A 26,001-nucleotide genomic window follows, 5' to 3' on the forward strand; every position below is an offset into this window, starting at 1 on the left:
GAAGGTTCCTTAGTCTGGATAACCCTGCGGATGACGGGACTGCCAGTGCCAGGTGTCCTGCGCCATTTCGTCAAGGTTGCGCGTTACGCGCCAGTTCAGTTCGCGATCGGCCTTTTCAGCATCCGCCCAGTAGGCCGGGAGGTCGCCGTCGCGGCGCGGCGCGAAGTGGTAGTTAATCGGTTTACCGCAGGCTTTGCTAAAGGCGTTGACGACGTCAAGCACGCTGCTGCCAACGCCGGCGCCGAGGTTATAGATATGCACGCCGGGTTTATCGGCCAGTTTTTCCATTGCCGCGACGTGGCCGTCGGCAAGGTCCATGACGTGAATATAGTCACGTACGCCGGTACCATCTTCGGTTGGATAGTCGTTGCCGAATACCGCCAGTGATTCACGACGGCCAACGGCGACCTGCGCGATATACGGCATCAGATTGTTCGGGATGCCCTGCGGGTCTTCGCCCATATCGCCAGACGGATGTGCGCCGACCGGGTTGAAGTAGCGCAGCAGGGCGATGCTCCACTCCGGCTGCGCTTTTTGCAGATCGGCCAGGATCTGTTCAACCATCAGCTTGCTTTTGCCGTACGGGCTCTGCGGCGTGCCGGTCGGGAAGCTTTCGACATAAGGGATTTTGGGCTGATCGCCGTAGACGGTGGCGGAGGAGCTAAAAATGAAGTTTTTCACGCCAGCAGCGCGCATTGCGGAAACGAGTTTCAGAGTTCCGGTTACGTTATTGTCGTAGTATTCCAGCGGTTTGGCGACGGACTCTCCGACGGCTTTCAGACCGGCGAAATGGATCACCGCGTCAATGGCGTGATCGTGAAGAATTTCCGTCATCAGCGCTTCATTACGAATATCGCCTTCGACAAAGGTGGCACTTTTCCCGCCGAGACGTTCGATGACCGGCAATACGCTGCGCTTACTGTTGCAGAGATTGTCGAGAATAATCACTTCGTGTCCCTGCAGTAGCAGTTGAACGCAGGTGTGACTTCCAATGTAACCGCTACCACCTGTAACCAGTACTTTCATGATTCGCTCCAATAGGCTTATCGTGTGAGAAGAAGATAGCATACCAAAGAAGGGAAAAGTGTGACACAGGGCAAATTGGTGGAATCGTTTACACTAAAATATCACATCATAGTATTTTATTTTTTCTCTCTTTAAAACAGTTGGATAAGCTATGTAGCGGTTATTATTCTGAAAAAAACAGGGATCCGCGGACCCCTGCAGAGGCTTAATTTTGCAGCGGACCGAGTTGGTAAGTGTAACCGTCTCCACTGCTCACGAACGCCAGACGGTGGGTAATGCAGTCCGGCGCGTCTTCCGCGTGATGGGAGACAAACAGCAGCTGGGTTGCTCCTTCACCAATCAGTACATCAACGAAGCGACGCACCAGCTGGCGGTTGAGCGGATCCAGGCCCTGTAGCGGTTCATCGAGGATCAGTAGAGTAGGGTGCTTGACCAGAGCGCGGACGATCAGCGCCAGCCGCTGCTGCCCCCACGAGAGACTATGGAACGGCGCGTCGGCGGTGCGTTTGTCGATACCCAGAATATCCAGCCAGCTTTGTACCAGCTTGTGCTGTTTGTCGGAAACGGCCTGATAGATGCCAATTGAGTCGAAGTAGCCGGAGAGAATAACGTTGCGCACGTTGGTGCTGACGCGATACTCCAGATGCAGGCTGCTGCTGACGTAACCAATATGCTTTTTAATATCCCAGATGGTTTCACCGCTGCCGCGGCGGCGGCCGAAAAGGGTAAGATCGTTACTGTATCCCTGCGGATGATCGCCGGTAATCAGGCTGAGCAGCGTGGATTTTCCCGCGCCGTTGGGGCCGACAATCTGCCAGTGCTCGCCGGGATTTACCGTCCAGCTCAGATGATTAATGATCGGACGATCGTTGTATGAAACTATGCCATCGTTTAACACGATGAGCGGCGCATCGTCGTCCAGCGCCAGGCGCGCGGCCGGTGCGTCTGGCTCCGGCAAAGTCATGCCGTCAAGCTTTTCACTGTGCGCCAGCTGGGCTATGAGCGCCTGCTGTAGCAGGGCCTGTTTTTCACCGGTTTCGCTCAGTACGCAGTCCGCCAGCACTCCGGCAAACTGTACGAACGCCGGAATTTCATCGAAACGATTGAGTACCAGCACAAGGGTGATACCTTTGCCGTTTAGCGTCGCCAAAAGCTCGGCCAGCTGCTGGCGTGAAGCGACATCAAGGCCATCGAACGGCTCATCGAGAATAAGCAGGTCGGGATCGCCCATCAGGGCCTGGCACAGCAGGGTCTTGCGCGTTTCTCCGGTCGAGAGATATTTAAAGCGGCGCTGGAGCAGGTGGCTAATACCAAACTGTTCGGCAAGTTGGGCGCAGCGGGAAGCGTCTTTAACCTCATCCTGGATAATTTCCGCGGTCGTGCGCCCGGTATCTTCTTCGCCGGGGCTGAGTAAATCGGTGTTGTTACGCTGCCACTCATCGCTGACCAGCTTTTGCAGCTGCTCGAAAGAGAGGCGGGTGAGGCGCGAAAAAGTGCACTCAAGCTGCCCGCTAAGCAGAGTCAGCTCGCCGGATAGCGCGCGCGCGAGCGCCGATTTCCCGCTGCCGTTGCTACCGACGAAAGCCCAACTCTCGCCAGCCTGTACGTTGAGGTGCTCAATATTTAACGTTTTTGTGTCGCTCAGGCGAAACGTGCCTTGCGAAATTTGCAACAATGACATTGTATATCCCACTTTTTGCAGCGAAGTGCTTCAGGGATACGTCTTCACGAGCGCAATGTCAATGCCGTTAGCACAACGTGGCGAGAATGATACGATCGGCATTAAAATATGCTACCGCTTCCGCGCCTTCCGTCAGTTCGCGCGTCTGTTCTGGCGGCAGGGTGGCGCAAAGGCTCTGGCCATCCGGAAGCGTCATCAGCACTTCGCACCGTTCTGCTCCGCGTTCGATGCGCTGAATCCGGCCGGCCAGCTGGTTATCGGCCTGTCTGGCCTGTTCTGCGTCCTGGGTAATTCCGACCCACGGCGCTTTCAACAACACCAGAACTTCCTGGCCTTCATTAAGGCCCAGGCGATCGGCGCTTTGCGCGGTAATGGCGACCTTGAAACGGGTTTGTCCGTCGGCCAGCAGTACTTCTACGTGCTGCTGTACCTGCTGATGATCGCGGCCAGTAATGGTGCCAAACCACTGGTTGCGCGCGCTGGTTTGTAGTGAAAATCGCGAAATAGCTGCCAGCAGGCTGTCGAGGGGAAGCGCGTCATCATCGCTCAGAACATCAAACGCTTTTTGCTGAATTTGCGCCAGCAGATCGTAGAGCTGAATCAGCCGCTGTCCGTAGCGAGTGAGGACCGCGCCGCCGCCGCCTTTCCCGCCGGTTGCCCGGTCAACGAGGGGATGCTCGCTGAGCTGATTCATTTCATTAATAGCATCCCAGGCGCTTTTATAGCTGATACCCGCGTTTTTGGCCCCCTGGCTAATCGAGCCGGTCTGGTCAATCTGTTTCAGCAGGGCGATACGACGGGGATCGGCGAACAGGCGCTGCTGCAATTTGAGGGTAAGAAGAATTTCGGCCTGCATAATCATATCCTGACGAAATAGAGTATTGTGACCGATAGCGGTCATCTTGCAAGATACATCTGTTGCGGCGGTCCGTGAGGCACCGCACAAATGGGGCGTGTTTTTCCGGCTGAATTAGTTACAATAAAGTATTCGTACTTTCTGGAGCCAACCATGTTAGAGCTATTGAAAAGTCTGGTTTTTGCCGTAGTCATGGTCCCTGTGGTGATGGCTATCATCCTGGGTCTGATTTACGGACTGGGCGAAGTGTTTAACCTCTTCTCCGGAGCCGGTCATAAAGACAGCAGGCCGCAAAACCACTGATTTCTCCCGCGCCCGGTTCTCCGGGCGTTTTTATTTGCCCCCCTAATATTCTGCTGCTAATTACCCCTAATTTTCTCTGGGAAAATCTTAGCACTATCGTTATATTATTTATTACATAACGAACCTACGGGAGTTTCAGATGGCAGGTCAATGGTTACGCTTTTTTGCCGCAGCAACGTTAACGCTCTCCGCTGCTGGCCACGCGCTGGCGGAAGAGGGCAAAGTGACGGTTTTTGCTGCGGCGTCGCTCACTAATGCCATGCAGGATATTGCTAAAGAGTATAAAAAAGAGAAGAACGTGGAGGTGGTCTCGTCGTTTGCCTCTTCATCAACTCTGGCGCGACAAATTGAGGCCGGCGCGCCGGCGGATCTGTTCATTTCCGCCGATCAAAAATGGATGGATTACGCGGCCGGGAAAAAGAGTATTGATTCTGCTTCACGCGCGACCCTTCTCGGAAACAGCCTGGTTGTGGTAGCGCCGAAAGCCAGCGCTCAGGGTGAGATAAGCATCAATGATAAAACCGACTGGACCAGCCTGCTGAAAGGCGGTCGTCTGGCAGTTGGCGACCCGGAACACGTGCCTGCTGGCATCTATGCGAAAGAAGCGCTGCAAAAATTGGGCGCCTGGGAAACGCTGTCACCGAAGCTGGCGCCGGCGGAGGACGTGCGCGGCGCGCTGGCCCTGGTTGAACGCAGTGAAGCCCCGCTGGGGATCGTGTACGGCTCTGATGCCGTCGCCAGTAAAGGCGTAAAAGTTGTCGGTACCTTCCCGGAAGATTCCCATAAGAAGGTGGAATATCCGCTGGCTATCGTCGACGGGCATAAAAACGCGACGGTAAGCGCATTTTATGATTATCTGAAAGGGCCGGAAGCTTCCGCCATTTTTAAACGCTACGGATTTACGACTCACTAATGTTCTTAAGCGATCCTGAATGGCAGGCGGTACTGCTGAGCCTGAAAGTCTCCTCCCTGGCGGTGGTATTCAGCTTGCCTTTTGGCATCTTTTTTTCCTGGCTGCTGGTTCGACGGGATTTTCCCGGTAAAGCGTTACTCGATAGCATCCTCCACCTGCCGCTGGTATTACCGCCGGTGGTGGTGGGGTATTTACTGCTGGTTGCGATGGGGCGACGCGGCTTTATCGGCAGCTGGCTTTACGATTGGTTCGGCCTGAGCTTTGCGTTTAGCTGGCGCGGCGCGGTACTGGCGGCTGCGGTGATGTCCTTTCCGCTGATGGTGCGGGCTATTCGTCTGGCGCTGGAAGGGGTGGATATCAAGCTTGAGCAGGCGGCGCGGACCCTGGGCGCTGGGCGCTGGCGGGTATTTTTCACGATTACGCTACCGTTGACGCTACCCGGTATTATCGTCGGTACCGTGCTGGCCTTCGCCCGTTCTTTGGGCGAGTTTGGCGCCACCATCACTTTTGTCTCCAACATTCCAGGCGAAACGCGCACGATTCCTTCGGCAATGTATACCCTGATTCAGACTCCCGGTGGGGAAAGCGCAGCCGCGCGTTTATGTCTGATTTCGATTGTGCTGGCGCTGGTATCGCTGCTGATTTCCGAATGGCTGGCCCGCCTCAGCCGTCAGCGGATGGGGAAATAACATGCTTGAACTCGATTTTACCCAGATGCTGGGCAGCCACTGCCTGCAAATTCGCGAGACGCTACCCGCTACCGGCATTACTGCGGTGTTTGGCGTATCCGGGGCGGGAAAAACTTCATTGATTAACGCTATTAGCGGCCTGACGCGTCCGAAGCAGGGGCGCATCGTGCTTAACGGCAGGGTGCTTAATGATGTCGAAAAACGCATTTGCCTGGCGCCGGAAAAACGCCGCATTGGCTATGTTTTTCAGGACGCTCGCCTGTTTCCACACTACAAAGTGCGCGGCAATCTGCAATATGGCATGGCAAAAAATATGGCCAGCCAGTTCGATAAGCTGGTGGATTTGCTCGGCATTGCGCCGCTGCTTGACCGCCTGCCGGGAGGACTCTCCGGCGGCGAAAAACAGCGGGTAGCTATTGGACGGGCGCTGCTTACCGCGCCGGAGCTGCTGCTGCTGGATGAGCCGCTGGCATCGCTCGATATCCCGCGTAAGCGCGAGCTCTTGCCCTATCTGCAGCGCCTGGCGCGCGAAATTAATATCCCGATGCTGTACGTCAGCCACTCGCTGGATGAGATCCAGCATCTGGCGGATAACGTGCTGGTGCTGGAAGAGGGAAAAGTTAAGGCCTTTGGCTGTCTGGAGGAGGTGTGGAGCAGCAGCGTGATGCACCCCTGGCTTCCACAGGATCAGCAAAGCACCATCCTGAACGTGACCGTAGCCGCTCAGCATCCGCAGTACGCGATGACCGCGCTGGCGCTTGGCGACCAGCGAATATGGGTTAACCGACTCGACAGGGCGCCGGGCGAGACGGCGCGTATCCGCATTCAGGCCTCGGACGTGTCTCTGGTCCTGGAGCCCGCCCAACAGACCAGCATCCGCAATATTTTACCTGCGCGGGTCATGCAGTGTATTGAAAGTAATGGGCAGGTGGAGGTCAGACTTGAGATCAGCGGCCGTACGCTGTGGGCGCGCATCAGCCCCTGGGCTCGCGATGATCTGGGGATTATCCCGGGCCAGCAGCTGTATGCGCAGATAAAAAGCGTGTCGATTGCCGCCTGATTACAGCAGGTGGCGGTAAATGTAGTCGGCGATGCTGGTGGTCTCGTTTTCACCGATTACCACGTTAGCGCGCGCTTTCACTTCATCCACCGCGTTGCCCATCGCGACACCGGTACCGGCGGCTTCCAGCATGCTAAGGTCGTTATAGTTATCGCCGAAGGCGATCACATCTTTCATTGACAGGCCCTGCGCGGTGACCCACTGCGCGAGGCGCTTACCTTTGCTGTTGCCCTCACGGGCTATATCAACCTGATTGTGCCACGACCATTCGCACTCCAGGCCCAGCGTCTGGCCAACGTGTTGGGCAAAGCGCTGCAGTTTGGCGGTATCTTCATCGGTCAGAGCGAATTTCCATACGGCGTTAACTTCGCGGGCCGCCTGCGCCAGAGAGTCTACCTGAGTAAATACCGGGCGCTGCTCGACGGGAAGAGACTGCGCCCAGTTGGCGGTGCGGATAACGTGTCCGGTCGGCTGCTCATAGAGCATGGCGTCATCGACGTACATCAGGCCGTGAATATCGTGCTCTTTCAGCATTTCCGTCAGGGTCAGGGCTTTGTCCACCGGCATGGGATCGGACTCAAGAACCTTTTTTGCATGATAATCATACAAATAGGTGCCATTACAGCAAATTGCAGGTGTATCCAGAGCCAGCGCCTGATAAAAAGGATGGATAGCGACGTGATGTCGGCCGGTGACGACAATCGTCTGGTATCCCGCCTCTCTGGCGCGGGCCAGGGCATCGAGCGAGGCGGGGAGGATGGTTTTTTTGCCGGTCAATAGAGTGCCATCTAAGTCCAGGGCAATCACGCGTGAGGTCATGTGTTGTTTCCGGTTAATGATGAAAAGTTAGCAGGCTATGATGGTACACCGCTGTGCCATTCGGGCAAACTTTTCAGCATCTACCGCTAAAGAGCCGATACACTTGATCTTTCAGGCTGCCAGGAGGCAACCTGAATAATGTTGTGTATGCATATTGTATTTTTCAGGATGCCGTTAGTCTGAAAAATGAAATTTCCACGTGCAGTGAGGAAGGAGTATTCATGAAACAAACCGTTTATACCGCCAGCCCGGAAAGCCAGCAGATCCACGTCTGGGATCTGAATCTTGAGGGGAAATTGACCCTGGTGCAGGTTGTTGATGCCCCGGGTCAGGTCCAGCCGATGGTGGTAAGCCCGAACAAAGAGTATCTCTACGTCGGCGTGCGTCCGGAGTTTCGCGTACTGGCCTACCGCATTGCGCCGGATAATGGCGCCCTGACCTTCGCGGGGGAAGCCGCGCTGCCGGGTAGCCCAACGCATATTTCTACCGATCATCATGGCCGCTTTGTGTTTAGCGCTTCCTACAATGCAGGTTGCGTGAGCGTGACGCCGCTGGTCGATGGGCTGCCGCGAGAAGTGGTGTCGGTTGTCGAAGGGCTGGAAGGCTGCCACTCGGCAAACATCTCCCCGGACAATCGCACCCTGTGGGTGCCGGCGCTGAAGCAGGACCGTATCTGTCTGTTTACCCTGAGCGATGATGGTTTCCTGGCGGCCCAGGAACCAGCTGAGGTGACTACTGTTGAAGGCGCGGGACCGCGTCATATGGTGTTCCATCCGAACCAGCAATACGGCTACTGTGTTAACGAACTGAACAGCTCGGTAGACGTCTGGGAACTGAAAGATCCGTACGGCAAAATCGAGTGCGTACAAACCCTCGACATGATGCCGCCTGATTTCGCTGGCGTTCGCTGGGCTGCGGATATCCATCTGACTCCCGATGGCCGTCATCTCTACGCCTGCGATCGTACCGCCAGCGTTATCACTATCTTCAGCGTTTCGGAAGACGGTAGCGTACTGTCGATTGAAGGTTATCAGAATACCGAGACCCAACCGCGCGGTTTTAACCTCGATCATAGCGGTAAATATCTGATTGCCGCCGGTCAGAAATCGCATCATATCGCGGTGTATGAAATTGCGGGCGAGCAGGGATTGTTGCAGGAAAAAGGGCGCTATGCCGTAGGGCAGGGGCCAATGTGGGTGGTCGTCAACGCTCGCTAAGCTTACCGTTTGTTAGTGAAACCTCGCCGCGGCGAGGTTTTTTTATACCTTTCATTTATCGTTAGTCTCCTTGATGAAGGAAGTTCGTTGAGCATTTTGATCAGTTACTGCATGTAACATGGAAACAGTATTGCCTGAAGAAGGAGATTTTCTCACCGTCAGTGTAGGGCTACTGGTGGGTTCCCGTTTCTTCAGGCGCGTGCATGTCCGATTTTCCAGGATTTTTCCACCAGATATAAATGGATAAGCAATGATTTTGAAAGGTATATGGTAGTCAAACGAAATTTTATTTTTTTGAGTAAAGTAATTTGTGTTTTATTATAGTTTTTTATGCTAACAAAGATCCCATTCTAAGCAACTAAATCCATTTGAGAAAAATCTCAGAAAAAATATGATATTTAACAATTTATTGATACTTAAGGTGGATTAGGATTTTTCATATGTAAATAAATGTTTTGAATGTTAATTCTTTATTTCTATGTATTTTAAAGTATTTTTGATATTGAAAGAGGGTACCTATTGCGATATTTCTACCGTGTTTATTGGATGCAGAAATACATACTAACTGGCGGCTTGAATGTGCTTAAAAGATGATCAATTTGATCATTGAGAATGCGAAGAACAACCTTTTTTTGTTGCAAACATGTTAAAATAATCCAATGTCTATGATCTGGATCAAATTCTTGCTAATATAAAATTATATGTTTTTTTAATAAAAAAAACATAGAAAAAAACCATTTTAATATATATTGATAATATCAAATATAAATAATTACGATAGCTGTGCCCACCTTAAATGAAATATTAAGATATAAATGTAGTTGAATTTTCCTATTATTGCGCATCAGCAGATTGCTGTATATTATTGTTATGGAAATTAGATGATATTGTTCCTTTCTTATTTTTTAATAATTAAGAAAGACTTTTTAATTGTTGCAATATCATTTTTTTGTTGTTGTGAATCTTAACCCAAATAGGGAAGCTATATATGCGTAATAATAAATATGCTATTTCAGCATTTGCTTTGGCATTGTCTGCTGTCGTGACAAACTCCGCTTTTGCCGCGGATGGAACTATTACTATTAATGGTCAGATCACTGATACTACTTGTACAATTTCTGTTGACGGTGGTAATACCGATGCAACGGTAACATTACCGACAGTCTCAGTTTCCTCACTGGCTACTACGGGAGCAACAGCTGGGGCAACACCATTCAGTATTTCACTGTCTGGCTGTGCAGGTGTGGCTTTAAATACCGCAAGCACTTATTTTGAACCTGGCACTTATGTTGATAGTCAGACTGGTCGCCTGAATATTCATACTGCCGCTCCTGATGCCGCGGGTAATGTACAGGTGCAATTATTGAACGCCGAGCGTGATGCTATTGTTGTCGGTGCTTCAGTCGCGAATGGTCAGAATGACATCCCGGTAGATATCACCTCGGGTAGCGGTGTTCTTAATTACTATGCTCAGTATTATGCAACCGATGCTTCTACTGCGGGCTCAGTAACCACTCAGGTTGATTACACTATGGTTTATGAGTAATTGATTTTTAGGAGTAAAAGCATTTGCTTTTACTCCTTTCAATGATGAGGTTCTTTGATGCTTAAAAAAATATCCCACTGTTTTATTTTAATTGTATCTTTTTTTATGTCTGTTGAAGCTTTGGCAGATGTCGCTATTAATGGAACAAGAATTGTTTTCAATGAAAAAGACAAAGAATCCATTGTGCAATTAAAAAATAATGGCAAGAATCCTTATCTACTTCAGTTATGGATTGATGATGGCAACCCTAAATCCAGACCAGGTGAGGTAAAGGTGCCCTTTATGATCACCCCGCCTGTTGTTCGTATTGACCCTGATAAGGGGCAGGCAGTTAGAGTCATGTTTACTGGGGAAAATCTTCCGAATGATAGGGAAACTTTGTTCTGGTTTAATATGCTGGAGATCCCGCCAAAGCCCACAAAGATGATTGAAGCAGGTTCTAATATCATGCAACTGGCATTTCGTACCAGGATAAAATTATTTTATCGTCCTGCTAATCTCGAATATAGCGTACTAGAATCGTATAAAAAACTAATATTTAAGAGAAACGGTAATACTTTAAATATAAAAAATAACTCTCCCTATTATATTACATTTAGGAGTATAGATTTTCGCAGGAAAAAAGATTCGGCGATAGCTGCCGCTGTTGAGCATTTTCCTCAACGAATGATTGCACCTAAAGGAGAAATAAATCTCCAGTTAGTAACGAAGAAATCAGAACGGCTGGACGGTCTCACTCTATTTTACAGTGTGATCAACGATTATGGAGGAGAAACAAGAAATGAGCAGTCGCTGCAAACTAAATAAAATACACTCACCTTCAGTCTGTTTAAACCGGATAGCACAGTTTGTTATTTTATCAGTTATTATTCCTCAGGCAGTGGTAGCACGACAAAATGATGAGGTTTTTTTTAACAGAGAATTTTTGCGATCGGCTATTGATGTTAGTGCTTATACTCAGGGAAACCCGGTTGCTAGCGGAAATTATACTGTCGATCTTTATGTTAATGAAAAATGGAAAGGTCGTGTTGATGTTAAATTCGCCAAAGACGACCCACAGTCAGCGGTAGCTAAACCTTGTTTTAATATCAAGTTAGTATCCATTGCTGGAATTGATTTGAATAAGATTAAATCTGAAACAATAGAAAGATTAAAGAAAGATGATGCGTGTGTACATACTGAAGATATTTATCAGGACCTTATAACGAAATTTGATGTGGCTACTCAGCGTATTAATGTACAGTCTCCTCAGATCTATTTATTACGCTATGCTCGAGGCTATGTCAGCCCTGAACTCTGGGATCATGGGATTTCGGCGGCAATGCTGCAATATGATTATAATGCCTACCATTCTGATATGTCCGGCGCTGATTCTCTTTCGACCCAATACCTTGGGCTCAGAGGGGGAATAAATTGGGATGTTTGGCGCCTGCGTTATCGCGGCTCATTCAACTGGAGTGAAGGAAAAAATTGGGGCTATGATAACGCCAATATTTATGTTGAACGCGCTATCATTCCATTACGCAGTAAATTGGTTATGGGTGAGTCATCAACCGAGGGACAGGTCTTCGATAGTGTTGGATTCCGCGGTGTAATGATCGCCTCTGATGATCGTATGTATATGGATTCACAACGTGGTTATGCCCCTGTAATTAATGGCATAGCCAACACGAATGCTCTCATTCGCATTAGCCAGAGAGGCATGCGAATTTATGAGACAACTGTGCCACCTGGCCCCTTCACTATTGATGACCTATATCCTACAGGCACAGGTGGTGATTTGCTGGTCACAATAAAAGAGGCAGATGGAAGCGAACGTAGCTTCACTGTAACTTATGCTTCAATTGCTGAACTGTTACGTCCGGGAATTACTCGCTATACCTTGATGGGCGGGCGCTATCATAATACATCTGTAAATGAAGAACCTTACATCATGATGGGAACTCTTCGTCATGGATTTTCTAATCTCATTACAGGTTATTCTGGTGTACTGGGTGGTGAGGATTACCAGTCGATTGCGGGAGGAGGAGCACTAAATACCTCTTTTGGCGCTATTTCAGCGGATATCACTCATGCACGTAGTACCTTTAGCGATGACCGTAAGCGAGAAGGTCAGAGTATTCGCTTCTCTTTCGCTAAAATATTGCCAGTGGTGAATACTAACGTTACGCTTGCGAGTTATCGTTATTCTAGTTCAGGTTATTATAGTATTGATGACGCGATGATAATGCGTGATGGTCAGCAGCGTAACTATAGTTGGTTCAACGATACTATTAACCGTAAGAACCGTATACAAATTAGCGCAACGCAAGCTATAAGTGATGCCTGGGGGAGCCTTAATTTAAGCGCAAGTACTCAGGATTATTGGAACAGAAGTGGCCAAGATACGGAATATCAGTTTGGCTATACAAATGCATTCAAGTATTTCAATCTGAATATAAATGGTAGTAGAACACGCGATCTGATGAAGGATAAGTGGGATAATAAGATTGCGATTGGAATTTCCTTACCACTTGGTGAAAGTAGTCGTTCGGCTTATCTCAATTCGACTTATATTCAAGAACGCGATCACCAGGGAATTCAAAACTCTATTGCCGGAACCACAGGCAATAATAGGCAGTTTACTTATAATGCATTTAGTAATGTTGACCATTATAAGCAAAATGGTACTAAAAAAACCGGGGGACTAGGCGGTAACTGGACATCGCCATGGAGTAGTATTGGCGCTAATGTTTCAGCCGGAAGTGGTTATCAGCAGTATGGAATGAACTTATCTGGTGGTGTCGTAGCGTGGCAAAATGGGATTGTACTCACTCCTGTAATGGGCGATACAGTAGCAATTATTGAGGCTGATGTAGCTGCTGGGGCAAGAATAGCTAATAACAATAGCCTGAGTTTAAATCGCTACGGTAAGGCAGCGGTACCATATTTAACGCCGTATCGTCAGAATACTATTGAACTCGACCCGAAAGGCTTATCGAATGATGTTTCGCTCGAAGTGACCAGCCAGAATATCGTGCCAACGGCAGGGGCTGTAGTATTGATGAAGTATAAGACCGATGTCGGTCATTCTCTTCTTCTTACATTAAGTCACCCTTCAGAGGAATTACCGTTTGGCTCTGCGATCATGGATGAAAACAATCGTCCTGTCGGCTATGTCACACAAGGCGGGGAGGCTTTCGTTAGAGTTAAAAATGAAACTGGAAAACTCCATGTAATATGGGGAGAAAAAGGTCAACAAACTTGTTCATTTGCTTACGCACTTCCTGCTAAATCGGTAGGAACAGGCGTTGGTTTGCCACAAGCTCATGCAGTTTGCCAATAACAGGAGAAGTGCATAATGGTAAAAATAGTTCACATTTGGGTTCTGCACTTATTTGTCTTAGCTGGTGCTATTGGAAATGCAAAAGCTGATGGTACTTGGGTTAACTGCAAGAGAACCAGCGGTTACTATCAATATTTTGATTCTACCACTGTACAAGTTGGTAAAGATGCCGATGTTGGAGATTTGCTGGGCAACTGGATGACTTCATCCAATCCTACTGCATGGACTTGCGAACATGTGAGCAATTATAAAAGTTATACGGTACCTATGGCGGTTCAGGGATATCCTCCCTACCGTGTTTGGGGAACAATGCAGATCGACGGCCAAACTTATAACGTTTATGACACGGTAGTAAAGGATGGGTTAGGTTATGTGGCACGTTGGCGCTATACCGTTAAAGGTCAGATGAGCGATTGGTATCCGTTAACCGTTGCTAATGGGATTTATCAAACGCCCTCGCAATTATTTAATGTTAGTGACGACGATGCCGGCTCCTGGAATATCGGTGTTGATGTACAGGTTAGGTTTGTGAAAACAAAGGCATCATTAAGGGCCGGTTCAACCGCAGTTTTCGATCCAATGTATATGCGACATTATCAGACCTACGGTGGTTCAAACTCTGTTGGTAGTGGTACATATATGATTGCACAGTTTCGTGCCGGAGGATTAGTTATCTCGACAACAGGAGGGACTTGTACAACTTCTGATGTTAATGTGAATCTTCCGCCAGCTAGTCGTGCAAGTTTTACCGGAATAGGTTACACCACATCAAGGAAAAATTTCGATTTGGTGTTCACTGAGTGTCCGGCTGGATTAGCCAGTATTAGTTATCTCTTTACGCCAACAACGGCAATACTTGATAACTCTCAGGGGCTGTTCGCTATCAGCTCTACATCCACTGCAAGTGGTGTCGGAATTCAATTGTTAAATGATCAGGATGTTCCATTATCGTTTAATACCTCATATCTGTTAACGGATTATGATCCCACGGTAGATAATGCAACTTATAAAATTCCATTGCGGGCAGGATTGTATCAAACGGAAGCTAATGTTTCTCCAGGAGGAATTAATGGTGCTGTTACTTTTACCTTGAGTTATAAATAAAGTTATTATCAGGAAATTGTATTATGGTCTTCTCCGCTAAAATTCTATTTGCCATGTTATTATTATCTTTTTGTTCGTTGGTATACGCTGCGACGTATATTAATTTTACTCGACTTATTTTAAATGAAACTGAGCGGGAAGTGACATTTCAGATTAAAAATGAAGGTGATAATGCAGTTCTCATGCAGCTATGGATCGACAGAGATAATATAATGGATAAGCCTGAGGTGATAAAAACACCATTTTTGGTCTCACCTCCGGTATTCCGTCTGGACGGGAAAGAATCGCGCATTATCCGACTGCAGTTTATTGATGACAAAAATCTATTAACAAAGAATACAGAGTCTTTATTTTGGCTGAATGCGTTAGAAATCCCACGAAAAGCCAAGGGGAAAGAGGGAGCGGCTTTATTACAGGTTGCTTTTCGTACGCGGATAAAGGTTTTTTATCGCCCGCTAGCATTGGCGCAACTTAACACCGAGCAACAGTTAAAGAATATTAATGTTCTAAAAATAAGCTGTGATGATAAATATTGTATCCGGATAGAAAATAGAACGCCATTTCATTATTCACTATTGAAAGTTACGCTAACCAACGGTAAAGAGATAAATGATTTGCCTCAAGATGGTATGATATTACCTTATTCATTTATGGATATATCATCAGAAAAAATAGTGGGAACAAATCAAGATATAAAATCCTTAACCTGGATAGATGATTTTGGCGTAGAGCGAATTAGCTTGAGATAATGAGAGGGATAAGACTATGTTGGGATTTAACTCATCATTACTACGCTATAAATTTATCTATCTGACAAAGAATGTGTATGATGGAATTGCAGTTCATTCGATTTTTAAAGAATTACTTTTTTCATCTGCATTAAAAAATGAATTGCAGGAAGATATACCTTTTCATCTTATTGATAAATATTTAAATTTTATTCCCTTCTCGTTGAAAAATTTTGATATCAGCAAGGCAAGTAGTAAATCTTTTGAAAATGATGTTATTTTTTCTGTTAAATGGCTGGGTGATAAAAGAGTCGTATTTAGCAATGTTTTATTTTTTGTTGATATGTATAGTCTTGATAAAACTTCTATGTTACATCTGGGGGGGCGGAACGATCTTTCAGTGATTAAAGAACGGATGGAAATTTTCTTAACTCACTGCCATGCTGTCATTACGAAAAATAAAAAAAAGTATAATAATTGCTTTCTCTTTACCTTACGAGAACAACAAATAGTTTACCATCTGCTGGAAGGACTATCTGTTAAAGAGATATCGCGTGAACTGGGCGTCAGCAACAAACTAATTTATAGAGATCAGGATACCTTAGTGCGTAAACTGATAATGCAACAGGATCCTGTTCTGTACCGGCGGCTGAGAAACCTTGCTCTGTTACGCGAAAAAAAGGAGCTGGTTGCACACCAACGGCCATCTGTGTAATCAAAATTATTAGTGAGATGGTGACTACAAAAATATTAAGTAGAGAGTAAGTTTAAAACACTACGGCAACATTTTTGTAGGCCAGCATCTTCGAAGATTCAGAGCAGTCTTTCACTTCGTTTCAAGCGTGTTGTCAGCCCAGGCAGGACCATATGAATTATGGTTCTGCCTGGGCTGTATCAGGAAAATTCCAGAATATTCGCATACTCTTCGTATGCAAAATATTCCACTTCCACGAACGTTTTGTATTTTTTAGTACGTTATATAGGCTCCATATCGCAGAGGATGGAGACTCTGTACTGGCACGAGTAGTGGAAGCAATAGCATCCCTGTGATGATGGCTTTGTTTACATTAAGCTGCTATATAGTTATCTTCGATGTCAGATAAAAGACCTTGAGCTATTTACAAGATCATATTCCCTGAATATATTTAATCTTCAGGGAATATATAGTAACGCTGACTCCGAATTGCTTATCTTTATTTAACTACTTTAGATATCGTCCATGGTGTAGCTTACGACAATTTCCAGAGTTTTGCGGATAACGTCCGCCGTGACGACATCGCTGGTGGTTTCCAGGGCAGTAATCAACCAAAGAATAATGGCCTTGTTGCTGAGATGCCCCTCAGATTCAAGGATGCTGCTGATAGCCAGCGACATTACCGCTGATTCATCAATCAGTCTGTCGCCTGCGTTGCGGAAATATTCAGAGAGTGCGGTATCGTTCAGGCCTGCGTAAATATCTGATTGCTGATGCATAGTCTGTCTCATCATATTCTCTACTTTGTTAATTAACGAATAGACCGTTAATGGTCAGTGTATTTTATGGGTACCAGACTGCCGGGAAGAACCCAATAAAGATTTGGGATCATTCCAGTCATTCTTAGCGTCTGAAGTACCCAGAGGCGTTTTCTTACCACGGTGGGCTACCATATTATTAATTTCATCAATAATACGCCCAATTGCATCCCGCCGCTTTTTATCCGCTTCCCCAGTCAGCATCGCCTGGAGCTTATTTACCAGAGCCTGAGTAGTAATCGGCCCCTTATTTTTGAGCAGAGAGAGGACAGCCTCCCCGATCAACGAATCTGTTAATGGATCAAAATCACCGCTATTCATAACTGTATCTCTGATTATCGTCATCTCCATGACTGGGAATTTAGTGCCAGGCCGGTAATCTGTACAAGATTTTGACCCATCCCTTATGTTTCCTCATTCAGTAACGACTTAAATCACCAGATAACCGGCAGAACGCTTAGTCCTGATTCTCAAATAAGAGACCGATCAGCGTTTGATAGTGGTTTTCTTCTTCAGGTTGAGAAGCCACTTCAAGACGGCTCAGCAGTTTTGTACACAGGGACTTACGATTCAGATTCCGTCCTTCATTAAGGATATCCATTACAATTTGCCCTAATGTTTCCTGCTGTGAAGGCAATGAAGCTTTATTGAAGTACTGGGCAATAGCGTTAGCCGTGTCAGGAATGTAACCGTTCTGCTGCATATGTGCTCCTGTTAGTTCAATCGTCAGTAAACTTGTGATTAAAGTTATACAATGATCGGTAACTTGTACATAGAAAATGAAAAAAATATGTTAGTTTTTTTAAATATTATCATATCTAATTGATTTTAATGGATTTAATTTTTTGAAAAATGAGGGGGTAGTAAAGATGTGAGATGTACGGTTTGTACAGGTGTGGCGATCGGCGAGAAGGCCAGTCAAATGAGGATGTTAACGCCATTTATTTATCTGTAAATCTGTCAGTTTTACACGACTTAAGGGAATAGACCTGCTACTGTAATATCTCAATTGCTTTTATCTCTTCTGTTGGAAATTTCATGCTCACTACCATCATTTATCGCAGTCATATCTGTGACAATGTGTCAATTAAATCGCTCGAAAGCATGGTTGCTGCAGCAAATGTAAAAAATGGTCAGGAAGAAGTGTCGGGTATTTTGCTTTTTAACGGCACCCATTTTTTTCAACTATTAGAAGGGCCTGAAGAGAAGGTTGAAGATATTTATCACCGTATCTGTGAAGACCGACGCCATCATAATCTTGTCGAGCTACTAAGAGATCATGGCCCGTCTCGTCGATTTGGCAAAATAGGTATGGAACTCTTTGATTTACGAGAGTATGACCGAGATGAAGTTTTGCAAATTGTGCTTGATAAAGGAACCACTAAATATCAGCTAACTTATGATGACAGAGCGCTCCATTTTTTCCGTACTTTTGTAGAAGCCACGGAAAAGGAAAATTATTATGAAATTCCTGCGGCAGAAAGCTGGGATTTTGTCACTGAGGGTTCCGCCTTTTATCCGGAAGCTCCGCTGCAACAGGAAGAGTGCAGTTTCGCATTTCAGCCGGTTATCGACCCGTTTGCGAAAGAAATTGTCTCTTTTGAAGCGCTACTGCGTACCACTTCCGGTGAATCACCTGCGGTTTATTTTGATGGCGTACCGCGAGAAGATATTTACTGGACGGATCTCCACAGCAAGCGAATAGCGTTTGCTATGGCGGGGCGTTTGCGTCTGCGTGGACGCACATTGTCAATTAATCTTCTGCCAATGACTCTGGTACATGTCCCCGAAGCAGTGGAATTTCTTTTAGCTGAAATTAAAGCGAATGGTCTGATTTCAGAGCAGATTATTGTTGAGTTCACCGAAAGCGAAGCGATTTCCCGCATTGATGAATTCACCGATTCTGTTCGTAGACTTAAGTCTGCGGGTATTCGTGTGGCTATCGATCACTTTGGGGCCGGGTTTGCCGGACTTTTGCTGTTGGCCCAGTTTCAGCCGGACCGTATTAAGATTAATCGCCAGCTGGTTAAAGATATCCATAAGCACGGCCCCAGGCAGGCTATCGTGCAGGCCATCATTAAATGTTGTAACTCGCTGGAAATTGCCATTTCAGCGGTGGGTATTGAACGACCGGAAGAGTGGATGTGGCTGGAGTCGGCTGGCATTACCCATTTCCAGGGGAATTTGTTTGCCAGCCCGTGTCTGGGAGGTATTCCAGCGGTATCGTGGCCCGAGAAAAAATCATCCTGGGGTATTCTTTAAATTTCATGCGGTACCGAGTGCGTAGTTACGCTGTAAGGTCCGTACAGAATGGTAAAATGCTTCATCCTTTTTGACCTATACATTAGCGCCCGACCTGTTATATTTTAACTGTACAAGAAAAGTTAATTGTACAACCCGCCTGAATTGGTTAATTTAGTCAGGAAAGTATTATCAGGTTAGAGGGTGCTAATGGCTTATTACAGTATCGGTGAAGTCGCCGAACGTTGCGGAATCAACCCTGTTACCTTGCGTGCATGGCAGCGGAGATATGGCTTGCTGAAGCCGCAGAGGAGCGAGGGAGGGCATCGCCAGTTTGACGAAGAGGATGTTCAGCGCATTGAGGAGATCAAACGCTGGATAGATCGCGGAGTCTCGGTTGGCAAGGTTAAGGCTCTGCTCGAAGGCCAGTTACCTGAAACGCAAGATGCAGCCGTTCTGCTTCAGGAAGAGATGATGACTCTTCTACGAGTTGTACAGCCTTCGAAATTGCGCACCCGAATCATGTCCCTCAGCCACGAATACCCCGTAGATAAGCTCATCGATCGCCTTTTTGTGCCTGTACGCAGCAAGCTCAACCTCGATCAGAACACTTCACTGGCTATTATCAGCATGCTGGATGGCATTTTGATTGATTGCGTAGCGCTTATCCTGGCAGAATCGCGCAAAAAGGTTGGTAAAGAGACCCTGTTGGTTGGCTGGGGAAATGAAGACCGCACTCGATTGTGGCTGGAAGCGTGGCGATTGTCGCAACGAGCCTGGCACGTTAATGTTCTGGCTGAGCCGCTGGATTCTCCCCGCCCGGAATTGTTCCCCGGCCAGCATATTTTTGTCTGGACTGGCCGTCCGCTAACCCATTTGCAGGCGGAACTCCTCAGCCACTGGCAAAGTCAGGGCTATACAATTGAGTTTCATGGGGAGTAAGCGTTATTGAAGGTTAGCAGCGGAACTTTTTTGGCTATTTTATTCCGCCGCTTGTCTTGCCGATCCGTCTCAAAAATAAGCCGATAGTTAAGCTATCAGAAGTTTAGCTGAGTCCAGGCTTTAAATGTTTCGCTGCGGCTAATGTTAAAAAAATCAGTACGGCCAGAGCAGCCTAACTTTTTAATTAAGGTCAGGCGAATTTGATAAATTGTTTTAATATGTAGGTTCAGTGATTTTCCGATGTTGGCCATCGCTTCGCCATCATTCATCAAACGAATAACTTCTTTTTCTCGACTGGTAAAAACGATACTCTCAGATTCGTTGTCCGACTTCTTACCAAACAGCGTAGGGCGCAGAATGAACGATTTTATCTCTTCAGGGGTAGAGCGAGCAGGGATTCGGTACATCGGGATTTCGCTCAGAAAGTTCAAATCGTTGCCATCGGTAAGCAGAACAAAACGAACTCTTCTGCTATCATAATTATGATTTATAACGGAATAATAGTTGTCGCTGGTGAAAAAGACATATTTGCCATGAAAGCAGTGCGGTGATAATGAATCAAGGACAAGCTGTAAACCTTGACGAAGAAGATTGTTATTAATCCAAAGATCGTAATGATTCAAAAAGAGACCTTGCTTGTCGTTATTCATTTGTCCTCCGAGCCAGATAGGTTAATTAGTGATGACTATTAGCAAATCAAAAATAACGCTTAGTGATGATTTTTACCGTATAACATGTGCAGCGTTTGGATATAAAGATCGGCGAGAATTTCATTTTTCTCTATATTCAGTCGACGCTGAACTTCAACGATTAAACGTTCATTACTAACGGTTTCATTATCAAGCCGGACCATATTTTCAATGTTTTTTAGCAAAGCAGAGTTCGCGACAAACTCTGCCGGAATAGTATTTTTAATTTGCATGATATATCTCATATAACGTTAAAAACGGCCTGACAAGCAAAGACGGTTGATAACAACGATCTTTGCTATACGTTTTTCACCAGATCGATAGAAATGGTGTGCAATTTTTAAATCGTCAGGATGCTGTAATGCAGAGAAATTAAAACTTACGCTATAACTATAGCCATGATTTTCAGAATGTACAATTTTCCCCGTAAAATTTTGTACATTTTGTTTATTTTTTTAAATTTCAATATTAACTTATTGTTTTTATTTGATATTTATTTTTTGGTGATAATTGAAAGTTGTACAACTTAGGCGTGCTGTAAAAGAGAAAACGGTGTTCTGCCAGAGGATGATGGCGATAAAAGGGGAAGATTGGGCAGGGGAAGAAGAGCGAGAAGGGGAAGGGCTCCCCCTCTCGGTTTTACATTACTGCTTTGGTTCAGAAACGACAAAGCTTCCCACGCCGCGGTTGTTGTATTCCCACATGCGGTTGAAGTTTGCGTCATTGAGATTACGCTGCGGATTACCTTTATCATCCGCGGTTCCGGTGTTGCCGCTAAACGGACGATGAGAACCAACGGCATCAGCCCACGGTTGAGCAATATTGAAGCCTTCATTGATGACGCTATCGCGGATAACGACCTGGCCGTTAGTATTGCCGTCAACGTCCAGGGAGCGTCCGAACTGCGCGACATTATCACCGGAAGCGGTAAAACGGCTGTTGATCGCCAGGAAGCCGTAGGTCACGCTTTTTAGCGTGGCCGGAGCAAAGACGTAAGCTTCTTTTTGAGTGCGCGAGTTTACCACGCGGAAGTCGGTGTTATCGAACACCACCGCTCCACGGCCGGAAACGATGTCGACATCGCCTTCAATATAGCTGTTGCTGACCAGCGTACGGGTCTGACGATTATCCTGCAGGCGGTTTTGTACGCCGCTATTGGTCACGAAAAAGGTATTCTGGCGACCAAGAATATTCACATTGTTAATCTGCACCATATCGCCATCGGTACGCAGCGCGACGGCCTGATGGGTACCCGCATCAACGCTATCGCCAAGGTTGTTGGCGATAGTCAGATTCTGCAGCTGCAGACCGTTGTTCTGTGACCAGAATACCGCTGAGCACATGACGCCATTTGTGGCGTTACGTTTGCTCTGGCAGTTGTCGTACATATACCAGGCCGGTTTACCCGGCATATATTTGCCGCGCGGATTGACCTGATGACGCCAGGAGGCGGGATCCATTTCTGAATCAATCGCTTCACTAATTTTCACGTCAATGGGTTTCTCGCCGGTGCCGTACAGGGTGATTGCGCCAGAAGCTGCCGGAACATATACGGTGCCCGTATATTCGCCCGGCATAATAGCGATAAACTGACGACGGTCAGAGTGGCGGGTAATTGCGGCATCCACTGCGGCCTGAATTGTGGTGTGGGTTACGCCCTGCGCGCCCTCAGGCCCAACGATAAAGTCAGGCTGTGCAGGAAGGCTGATGGCGGCAGGACGCCAGGCTGCGGCGCCAGGAGCCAGAGACTGGAAATAGCTCTCCGGTAAAAAGTTTTTTGCTTCATCGGCGGTTAACACTGGACGAGAAGCCGTGCCCGGCGCAGTCTGCGTTGAGGGCTTTTGATCGGCAGGCGTCGAACTACAGGCGGACAGCGTCACGCCAAAGGCCAATGCCAGCGCCAGACGGGAAACGGAATATGTGTTCATGTTGCTCCGGGCAAGAATAAATCGAATAACAATACCCTGAATAATTAAAGTTACAGGCCGTTGGCAAGTAAGTGATTCCTCGCGGGCATAGTAAAACTATGTCACCGAAGAGCACGAGCGTAGTCAGGGCACAGACAACTGAAAGTATTAAGGGCATAAGTCCTTTAAAGCCTGCTGTTGTATACCAAGTTAAGCGAAACGGGAAGACGTAGCACAAAAAAGTTGCCGCCTTTACATAATCAACGCCCGGAATGGGTCGCTTTTGATCACAAATAAATAACATTCGTAGCTCCCGGGTTGACATTTCGCGTGGGATTAAAATAAATGTCTATACAACCCATGACAAGTTAACGGCTATGACACATACCTTTTCCGAACGCGTAATCTGGCGAAACGCCCGTCTTGCCACTCTCGACCCCCGTAACTCTCGGCCTTACGGTCTGCTTGAAAACCATGCGCTGCTGGTGCGCGATGGCCGCATTGAGGCTATTGTTCCCGAACGCGATGTGCCGTCAGGGCGGCGCATCGACCTCGACGGCAGACTTATCACGCCGGGGCTGATTGACTGCCACACCCACCTGGTTTTTGGCGGCAGCCGGGCGCAGGAGTGGGAGCAGCGCCTGAACGGTGTCTCCTATCAGACTATTAGCGCCAACGGCGGCGGTATTAACGCTACCGTGCGCGCCACCCGGGAAAGCAGCGAAGCGGAGCTGCTGGCGCTGGCCCGGCGGAGGCTGGAGCGTCTGCTACGTGAAGGTGTCACCACTCTGGAGATCAAATCCGGCTATGGGCTGGATCTGGAAAACGAGCGCAAAATGCTGCGTGTTATACAACAGCTTGCCGCTACGCATGCCGTGGAGATTTCGCCGACGCTGCTCGCCGCTCACGCTACGCCGCCGGAATATAAAGGTGATCCGGACGGTTATATCAACCTGGTGTGTGAAACCATTCTCCCGGCGCTCTGGGAAGAGGGGTTATTCGAAAGCGTCGATGCCTTCTGCGAAAACGTCGGCTTTAGTCCGGCGCAGACTGAACGGGTTTACAGTACGGCTCAGGCATTAGGTATCCCGGTAAAAGGACACGTTGAGCAGCTCTCTTCGCTTGGGGGCGCCGAATTAGTGAGCCGCTATAAAGGCCTTTCCGCCGACCATATTGAATACCTGACGCCAGAGGGCGTGGCGGCGATGCGCCGTAGCGGAACTGTGGCGGTACTCCTTCCCGGCGCATTCTATTTCCTTAACGAAACCCGTAAACCGCCTGTTGAACTGCTGCGGGAATATAACGTGCCGATGGCGGTGGCGACGGACTACAACCCTGGCACCAGCCCCTTCGCCAGTCTCCATCTGGCGATGAATATGGCCTGCGTGAAGTTTGGCTTAACGCCGGAGGAGGCGTGGGCTGGGGTAACCCGTCACGCGGCGCAGGCGCTGGGTCGTCAGGACAGCCACGGTCAGCTGGCGGCGGGCTTTGTCGCCGATTTCGCTATCTGGGATGCGGCGCATCCGGTTGAGATGGTTTATGAGCCGGGGCGCACTCCGCTCTGGCAACGCGTTGTTCGGGGAGAAATGGTATGAATCTTTGGCTACCTACGCTCGCAGAGCTGTGGCAGGGACGTGATGACAGCACGGAAGCGGCGAACGCGCTGCGCCTGTTTCAGACTATCCACCGGGCCGGGCGTTTTGAGCCACAGGCGGTGAGCGGTGATATAGCTCTGCTCGGGTTCGCCTGTGATGAAGGGGTCCGGCGTAATAAAGGACGCACCGGCGCGGCAAAAGGGCCGGAAACCCTGCGTCGGGCGCTGGCGAATATGGCCAGCCATGACGGACACGACCGCTGCGTGGATATGGGAACCATCAGCGCGGTGGGTGAAGCGCTGGAAGAGGCGCAGCAGGGGCTGCGCGAAGCGGTTACGGCCTGCCAGCGTGCAGGTAAGCGTACGCTGGTACTGGGCGGCGGTCACGAGACGGCTTTCGGCCACGGCGCCGGGGTACTGGACGCTTTTCCCGCAGAAGAGGTCGGCATTATCAATCTCGATGCGCACCTTGATTTACGTTTTGCCGACCGGGCCAGCTCGGGTACGCCGTTCCGCCAGCTGGCGCTGGTCTGCGAAGCGCAGCGGCGCGCTTTTCATTATACCTGTATCGGCGTAAGCCGTGCCGCCAATACCCAGGCGCTGCTGGACGAGGCTGCCCGCCGCGAGGTGACGATTATCGAGGATCTGGAAGTTCTTCACTCCCTTGAGGCGCGAGTTATCCCGGAAATCGAGCGTAATATTGCCCGCTACGATCGCCTGTATCTCACTATCGATCTTGATGTGCTGCCCGCTCGCGAAATGCCTGCCGTCTCCGCACCTGCCGCACTCGGCATCCCGCTGGCTATGCTGCTGAGAATCATCGAGCCGCTGTGCCGCAGCGGTAAGCTTCAGGCGGTGGACCTGGTTGAGTTTAATCCACAGTATGATATTGACAGCCAGGGAGCCCGCGCGGCGGCCCGTCTGGCATGGCAAATCGCCCATTGGTGGCGCTAGCGATTCAGTATATTCTGGATGTTTCGTCGCCCATTGCACAAGGAAGCCCGGCATGTTCTCACCGCAACCTCGTTCCGCGCCTGCGCCATTCTATGAAAAGGTGAAGCAGGCAATCAGCGAAAAGATCCACAGCGGCGTCTGGCGGCCGCACGATCGTATTCCTTCGGAGGCGGAGCTGGTGGCGCAGTTTGGCTTTAGCCGGATGACCATCAATCGGGCGCTGCGCGAGCTGACCGATGAAGGTCTGCTGGTGCGGCTACAGGGGGTGGGGACTTTTGTCGCCGAGCCGAAAGGGCAGTCGGCGCTGTTCGAAGTGCGCAGCATCGCTGAAGAAATCGCCTCTCGCCATCATCAGCACCGCTGTGAGGTGCTCCTGCTGGAAGAGACTCAGGCCGATCTGATTCAGGCGGCGGCGCTGAACGTAGCCGCTGGCACGCGGATTTTTCATTCGCTGATGGTGCATTTTGAAAATGAGATCCCGGTACAGATCGAGGACCGCTGCGTAAACGCCGCCGTGATACCGGACTATTTGCGTCAGGATTATACCGCCACCACGCCCCACGACTATCTGTCGCTGATCGCCCCCTTGACCGAGGGAGAACATATCGTTGAGGCGGTACAGGCAACGGCTGAGGAGTGCGCCCTGCTGCAAATCCACGCCCACGACCCGTGTTTGCTGATCCGCCGTCGCACCTGGTCCACCACCCATATTGTCTCCCACGCGCGCCTGCTTTTTCCCGGTAGCCGCTACCGTCTCCAGGGGCATTTCGCTTCCTGATCCTCCTGCGCGTCGGCAAAACGTGATTGCTGACGCAATATAACAAAAATGTATCATTTCTGTTAAATCCTGGCTTGCGCATGCTTGTATAGACAAGTATATGTATTTGCGTACCCA

General features: G+C 48.5%; 26 protein-coding genes. 16 read left to right on the forward strand and 10 right to left on the reverse strand.

The window, feature by feature from the left end; genetic code table 11:
* Positions 1–9 precede the first annotated feature (9 nt).
* From galE to modE, 3 genes are all read right to left on the reverse strand, one after another.
* A complete protein-coding gene (gene galE / locus GJ746_RS08245; protein WP_154679751.1) occupies positions 10–1,026 on the reverse strand; it encodes a UDP-glucose 4-epimerase GalE in 1,017 nt (338 codons plus the stop codon).
* 205 nt (positions 1,027–1,231) lie between these two features.
* Positions 1,232–2,707 carry a molybdate ABC transporter ATP-binding protein ModF gene (gene modF, locus GJ746_RS08250; RefSeq protein ID WP_154679752.1) on the reverse strand — a complete coding sequence of 492 codons (1,476 nt, stop codon included), beginning with the start codon at positions 2,705–2,707 and terminating at the stop codon, positions 1,232–1,234.
* Between the two features lie 67 nt (positions 2,708–2,774).
* Positions 2,775–3,563 (reverse strand): molybdenum-dependent transcriptional regulator, encoded by a 789-nt coding sequence (gene modE, locus GJ746_RS08255; protein WP_154679753.1) that lies wholly within the window; start codon positions 3,561–3,563, stop codon positions 2,775–2,777.
* A 153-nt stretch (positions 3,564–3,716) separates the two neighbouring features.
* On the opposite strand from modE, the gene GJ746_RS08260 reads away from it, so the two are divergent.
* The 4 genes from GJ746_RS08260 (at position 3,717) to modC (ending at position 6,528) form a co-directional block, all read left to right on the forward strand.
* The gene (locus GJ746_RS08260; RefSeq protein WP_004134988.1) at positions 3,717–3,866 is read left to right on the forward strand and encodes an AcrZ family multidrug efflux pump-associated protein; all 150 of its coding nucleotides are present in this window, start codon (positions 3,717–3,719) and stop codon (positions 3,864–3,866) included.
* Positions 3,867–4,005: 139 nt separating this feature from the next.
* Positions 4,006–4,779 carry a molybdate ABC transporter substrate-binding protein gene (gene modA, locus GJ746_RS08265; protein ID WP_154679754.1) on the forward strand — a complete coding sequence of 258 codons (774 nt, stop codon included), beginning with the start codon at positions 4,006–4,008 and terminating at the stop codon, positions 4,777–4,779.
* Positions 4,779–5,468 (forward strand): molybdate ABC transporter permease subunit, encoded by a 690-nt coding sequence (gene modB / locus GJ746_RS08270; RefSeq protein ID WP_154679755.1) that lies wholly within the window; start codon positions 4,779–4,781, stop codon positions 5,466–5,468. The genes modA and modB overlap by 1 nt, the downstream gene beginning before the upstream one ends.
* Before the next feature lies 1 nt (position 5,469).
* Complete coding sequence (gene modC / locus GJ746_RS08275; protein WP_154679756.1) at positions 5,470–6,528, forward strand: molybdenum ABC transporter ATP-binding protein ModC; 1,059 nt, start codon at positions 5,470–5,472, stop codon at positions 6,526–6,528.
* On the opposite strand, the gene GJ746_RS08280 is transcribed toward modC, so the two are convergent.
* Entirely contained in the window at positions 6,529–7,347 is an 819-nt protein-coding gene (locus GJ746_RS08280; protein ID WP_154679757.1) for a pyridoxal phosphatase, read from the reverse strand.
* Positions 7,348–7,568: 221 nt separating this feature from the next.
* Here GJ746_RS08280 and pgl point away from each other — a divergent pair, with 221 nt between their 5' ends.
* From pgl to GJ746_RS08315, 7 genes are all read left to right on the forward strand, one after another.
* The gene (gene pgl / locus GJ746_RS08285) at positions 7,569–8,564 is read left to right on the forward strand and encodes a 6-phosphogluconolactonase (RefSeq protein WP_154679758.1); all 996 of its coding nucleotides are present in this window, start codon (positions 7,569–7,571) and stop codon (positions 8,562–8,564) included.
* 988 nt (positions 8,565–9,552) lie between these two features.
* Positions 9,553–10,110, forward strand: a complete 558-nt coding sequence (locus tag GJ746_RS08290) for a fimbrial protein (protein WP_154679759.1) — start codon at positions 9,553–9,555, stop codon at positions 10,108–10,110.
* Between the two features lie 57 nt (positions 10,111–10,167).
* On the forward strand, positions 10,168–10,917 hold the full coding sequence (locus tag GJ746_RS08295) for a molecular chaperone (protein ID WP_154679760.1): 750 nt from the start codon (positions 10,168–10,170) through the stop codon (positions 10,915–10,917).
* Entirely contained in the window at positions 10,892–13,435 is a 2,544-nt protein-coding gene (locus tag GJ746_RS08300; protein ID WP_154679761.1) for a fimbria/pilus outer membrane usher protein, read from the forward strand. The genes GJ746_RS08295 and GJ746_RS08300 overlap by 26 nt, the downstream gene beginning before the upstream one ends.
* A gap of 15 nt (positions 13,436–13,450) precedes the next feature.
* Positions 13,451–14,539: a fimbrial protein gene (locus GJ746_RS08305; RefSeq protein ID WP_154679762.1), complete on the forward strand. Its 1,089-nt coding sequence runs from the start codon at positions 13,451–13,453 to the stop codon at positions 14,537–14,539.
* A 23-nt stretch (positions 14,540–14,562) separates the two neighbouring features.
* On the forward strand, positions 14,563–15,288 hold the full coding sequence (locus GJ746_RS08310; protein WP_154679763.1) for a molecular chaperone: 726 nt from the start codon (positions 14,563–14,565) through the stop codon (positions 15,286–15,288).
* Between the two features lie 16 nt (positions 15,289–15,304).
* On the forward strand, positions 15,305–15,982 hold the full coding sequence (locus GJ746_RS08315) for a LuxR C-terminal-related transcriptional regulator (protein ID WP_154679764.1): 678 nt from the start codon (positions 15,305–15,307) through the stop codon (positions 15,980–15,982).
* Positions 15,983–16,473: 491 nt separating this feature from the next.
* On the opposite strand, the gene GJ746_RS08320 is transcribed toward GJ746_RS08315, so the two are convergent.
* The 3 genes from GJ746_RS08320 to ycgZ all read right to left on the reverse strand — a co-directional run bounded on the left by GJ746_RS08320 (position 16,474) and on the right by ycgZ (position 17,482).
* The gene (locus GJ746_RS08320) at positions 16,474–16,740 is read right to left on the reverse strand and encodes a biofilm development regulator YmgB/AriR family protein (RefSeq protein WP_154679765.1); all 267 of its coding nucleotides are present in this window, start codon (positions 16,738–16,740) and stop codon (positions 16,474–16,476) included.
* Between the two features lie 54 nt (positions 16,741–16,794).
* The gene (locus tag GJ746_RS08325; RefSeq protein WP_227852760.1) at positions 16,795–17,100 is read right to left on the reverse strand and encodes a hypothetical protein; all 306 of its coding nucleotides are present in this window, start codon (positions 17,098–17,100) and stop codon (positions 16,795–16,797) included.
* A gap of 136 nt (positions 17,101–17,236) precedes the next feature.
* Positions 17,237–17,482 carry a regulatory protein YcgZ gene (ycgZ, locus tag GJ746_RS08330; RefSeq protein WP_154679766.1) on the reverse strand — a complete coding sequence of 82 codons (246 nt, stop codon included), beginning with the start codon at positions 17,480–17,482 and terminating at the stop codon, positions 17,237–17,239.
* 335 nt (positions 17,483–17,817) lie between these two features.
* Here ycgZ and GJ746_RS08335 point away from each other — a divergent pair, with 335 nt between their 5' ends.
* Positions 17,818–19,041 (forward strand): diguanylate phosphodiesterase, encoded by a 1,224-nt coding sequence (locus GJ746_RS08335; protein WP_154679767.1) that lies wholly within the window; start codon positions 17,818–17,820, stop codon positions 19,039–19,041.
* A gap of 189 nt (positions 19,042–19,230) precedes the next feature.
* The gene (locus tag GJ746_RS08340) at positions 19,231–19,962 is read left to right on the forward strand and encodes a MerR family transcriptional regulator (protein WP_154679768.1); all 732 of its coding nucleotides are present in this window, start codon (positions 19,231–19,233) and stop codon (positions 19,960–19,962) included.
* A 95-nt stretch (positions 19,963–20,057) separates the two neighbouring features.
* On the opposite strand, the gene GJ746_RS08345 is transcribed toward GJ746_RS08340, so the two are convergent.
* The 3 genes from GJ746_RS08345 to GJ746_RS08355 form a co-directional block, all read right to left on the reverse strand.
* Positions 20,058–20,612 carry a LuxR C-terminal-related transcriptional regulator gene (locus tag GJ746_RS08345; protein WP_154679769.1) on the reverse strand — a complete coding sequence of 185 codons (555 nt, stop codon included), beginning with the start codon at positions 20,610–20,612 and terminating at the stop codon, positions 20,058–20,060.
* Positions 20,613–20,671: 59 nt separating this feature from the next.
* Positions 20,672–20,884 carry a hypothetical protein gene (locus GJ746_RS08350; RefSeq protein WP_154679770.1) on the reverse strand — a complete coding sequence of 71 codons (213 nt, stop codon included), beginning with the start codon at positions 20,882–20,884 and terminating at the stop codon, positions 20,672–20,674.
* A gap of 411 nt (positions 20,885–21,295) precedes the next feature.
* Complete coding sequence (locus GJ746_RS08355) at positions 21,296–22,579, reverse strand: putative acyl-CoA thioester hydrolase (protein ID WP_154679771.1); 1,284 nt, start codon at positions 22,577–22,579, stop codon at positions 21,296–21,298.
* A 356-nt stretch (positions 22,580–22,935) separates the two neighbouring features.
* On the opposite strand from GJ746_RS08355, the gene hutI reads away from it, so the two are divergent.
* From hutI to GJ746_RS08370, 3 genes are read left to right on the forward strand one after another with little or no spacing between them, the layout of a single operon-like run.
* Positions 22,936–24,153 (forward strand): imidazolonepropionase, encoded by a 1,218-nt coding sequence (hutI, locus tag GJ746_RS08360; RefSeq protein WP_154679772.1) that lies wholly within the window; start codon positions 22,936–22,938, stop codon positions 24,151–24,153.
* Positions 24,150–25,106 (forward strand): formimidoylglutamase, encoded by a 957-nt coding sequence (gene hutG, locus GJ746_RS08365; RefSeq protein ID WP_154679773.1) that lies wholly within the window; start codon positions 24,150–24,152, stop codon positions 25,104–25,106. Before hutI ends, hutG begins: the two co-directional genes overlap by 4 nt.
* A 52-nt stretch (positions 25,107–25,158) precedes the next feature.
* Positions 25,159–25,884, forward strand: a complete 726-nt coding sequence (locus GJ746_RS08370; protein WP_154679774.1) for a histidine utilization repressor — start codon at positions 25,159–25,161, stop codon at positions 25,882–25,884.
* Positions 25,885–26,001: the final 117 nt, after the last annotated feature.

Source organism: Klebsiella oxytoca, from assembly GCF_009707385.1.
GTDB lineage: Bacteria > Pseudomonadota > Gammaproteobacteria > Enterobacterales > Enterobacteriaceae > Klebsiella > Klebsiella oxytoca_C.

Bases quoted from the DNA above. Each gene is read 5' to 3' on its own strand.
- GJ746_RS08335 (WP_154679767.1), top strand. From the start codon at position 17,818: ATGCTCACTACCATCATTTATCGCAGTCATATCTGTGACAATGTGTCA.
- ycgZ (WP_154679766.1), bottom strand. From the start codon at position 17,482: ATGCAGCAGAACGGTTACATTCCTGACACGGCTAACGCTATTGCCCAG.
- modB (WP_154679755.1), top strand. From the start codon at position 4,779: ATGTTCTTAAGCGATCCTGAATGGCAGGCGGTACTGCTGAGCCTGAAA.
- galE (WP_154679751.1), bottom strand. From the start codon at position 1,026: ATGAAAGTACTGGTTACAGGTGGTAGCGGTTACATTGGAAGTCACACC.
- GJ746_RS08340 (WP_154679768.1), top strand. From the start codon at position 19,231: ATGGCTTATTACAGTATCGGTGAAGTCGCCGAACGTTGCGGAATCAAC.
- GJ746_RS08355 (WP_154679771.1), bottom strand. From the start codon at position 22,579: ATGAACACATATTCCGTTTCCCGTCTGGCGCTGGCATTGGCCTTTGGC.
- GJ746_RS08315 (WP_154679764.1), top strand. From the start codon at position 15,305: ATGTTGGGATTTAACTCATCATTACTACGCTATAAATTTATCTATCTG.
- modF (WP_154679752.1), bottom strand. From the start codon at position 2,707: ATGTCATTGTTGCAAATTTCGCAAGGCACGTTTCGCCTGAGCGACACA.
- GJ746_RS08370 (WP_154679774.1), top strand. From the start codon at position 25,159: ATGTTCTCACCGCAACCTCGTTCCGCGCCTGCGCCATTCTATGAAAAG.
- pgl (WP_154679758.1), top strand. From the start codon at position 7,569: ATGAAACAAACCGTTTATACCGCCAGCCCGGAAAGCCAGCAGATCCAC.
- modA (WP_154679754.1), top strand. From the start codon at position 4,006: ATGGCAGGTCAATGGTTACGCTTTTTTGCCGCAGCAACGTTAACGCTC.
- GJ746_RS08310 (WP_154679763.1), top strand. From the start codon at position 14,563: ATGGTCTTCTCCGCTAAAATTCTATTTGCCATGTTATTATTATCTTTT.
- GJ746_RS08345 (WP_154679769.1), bottom strand. From the start codon at position 20,612: ATGAATAACGACAAGCAAGGTCTCTTTTTGAATCATTACGATCTTTGG.
- GJ746_RS08290 (WP_154679759.1), top strand. From the start codon at position 9,553: ATGCGTAATAATAAATATGCTATTTCAGCATTTGCTTTGGCATTGTCT.
- GJ746_RS08260 (WP_004134988.1), top strand. From the start codon at position 3,717: ATGTTAGAGCTATTGAAAAGTCTGGTTTTTGCCGTAGTCATGGTCCCT.
- GJ746_RS08325 (WP_227852760.1), bottom strand. From the start codon at position 17,100: ATGAATAGCGGTGATTTTGATCCATTAACAGATTCGTTGATCGGGGAG.
- hutG (WP_154679773.1), top strand. From the start codon at position 24,150: ATGAATCTTTGGCTACCTACGCTCGCAGAGCTGTGGCAGGGACGTGAT.
- modC (WP_154679756.1), top strand. From the start codon at position 5,470: ATGCTTGAACTCGATTTTACCCAGATGCTGGGCAGCCACTGCCTGCAA.
- modE (WP_154679753.1), bottom strand. From the start codon at position 3,563: ATGCAGGCCGAAATTCTTCTTACCCTCAAATTGCAGCAGCGCCTGTTC.
- GJ746_RS08295 (WP_154679760.1), top strand. From the start codon at position 10,168: ATGCTTAAAAAAATATCCCACTGTTTTATTTTAATTGTATCTTTTTTT.
- GJ746_RS08305 (WP_154679762.1), top strand. From the start codon at position 13,451: ATGGTAAAAATAGTTCACATTTGGGTTCTGCACTTATTTGTCTTAGCT.
- GJ746_RS08300 (WP_154679761.1), top strand. From the start codon at position 10,892: ATGAGCAGTCGCTGCAAACTAAATAAAATACACTCACCTTCAGTCTGT.
- GJ746_RS08350 (WP_154679770.1), bottom strand. From the start codon at position 20,884: ATGCAAATTAAAAATACTATTCCGGCAGAGTTTGTCGCGAACTCTGCT.
- GJ746_RS08280 (WP_154679757.1), bottom strand. From the start codon at position 7,347: ATGACCTCACGCGTGATTGCCCTGGACTTAGATGGCACTCTATTGACC.
- hutI (WP_154679772.1), top strand. From the start codon at position 22,936: ATGACACATACCTTTTCCGAACGCGTAATCTGGCGAAACGCCCGTCTT.
- GJ746_RS08320 (WP_154679765.1), bottom strand. From the start codon at position 16,740: ATGCATCAGCAATCAGATATTTACGCAGGCCTGAACGATACCGCACTC.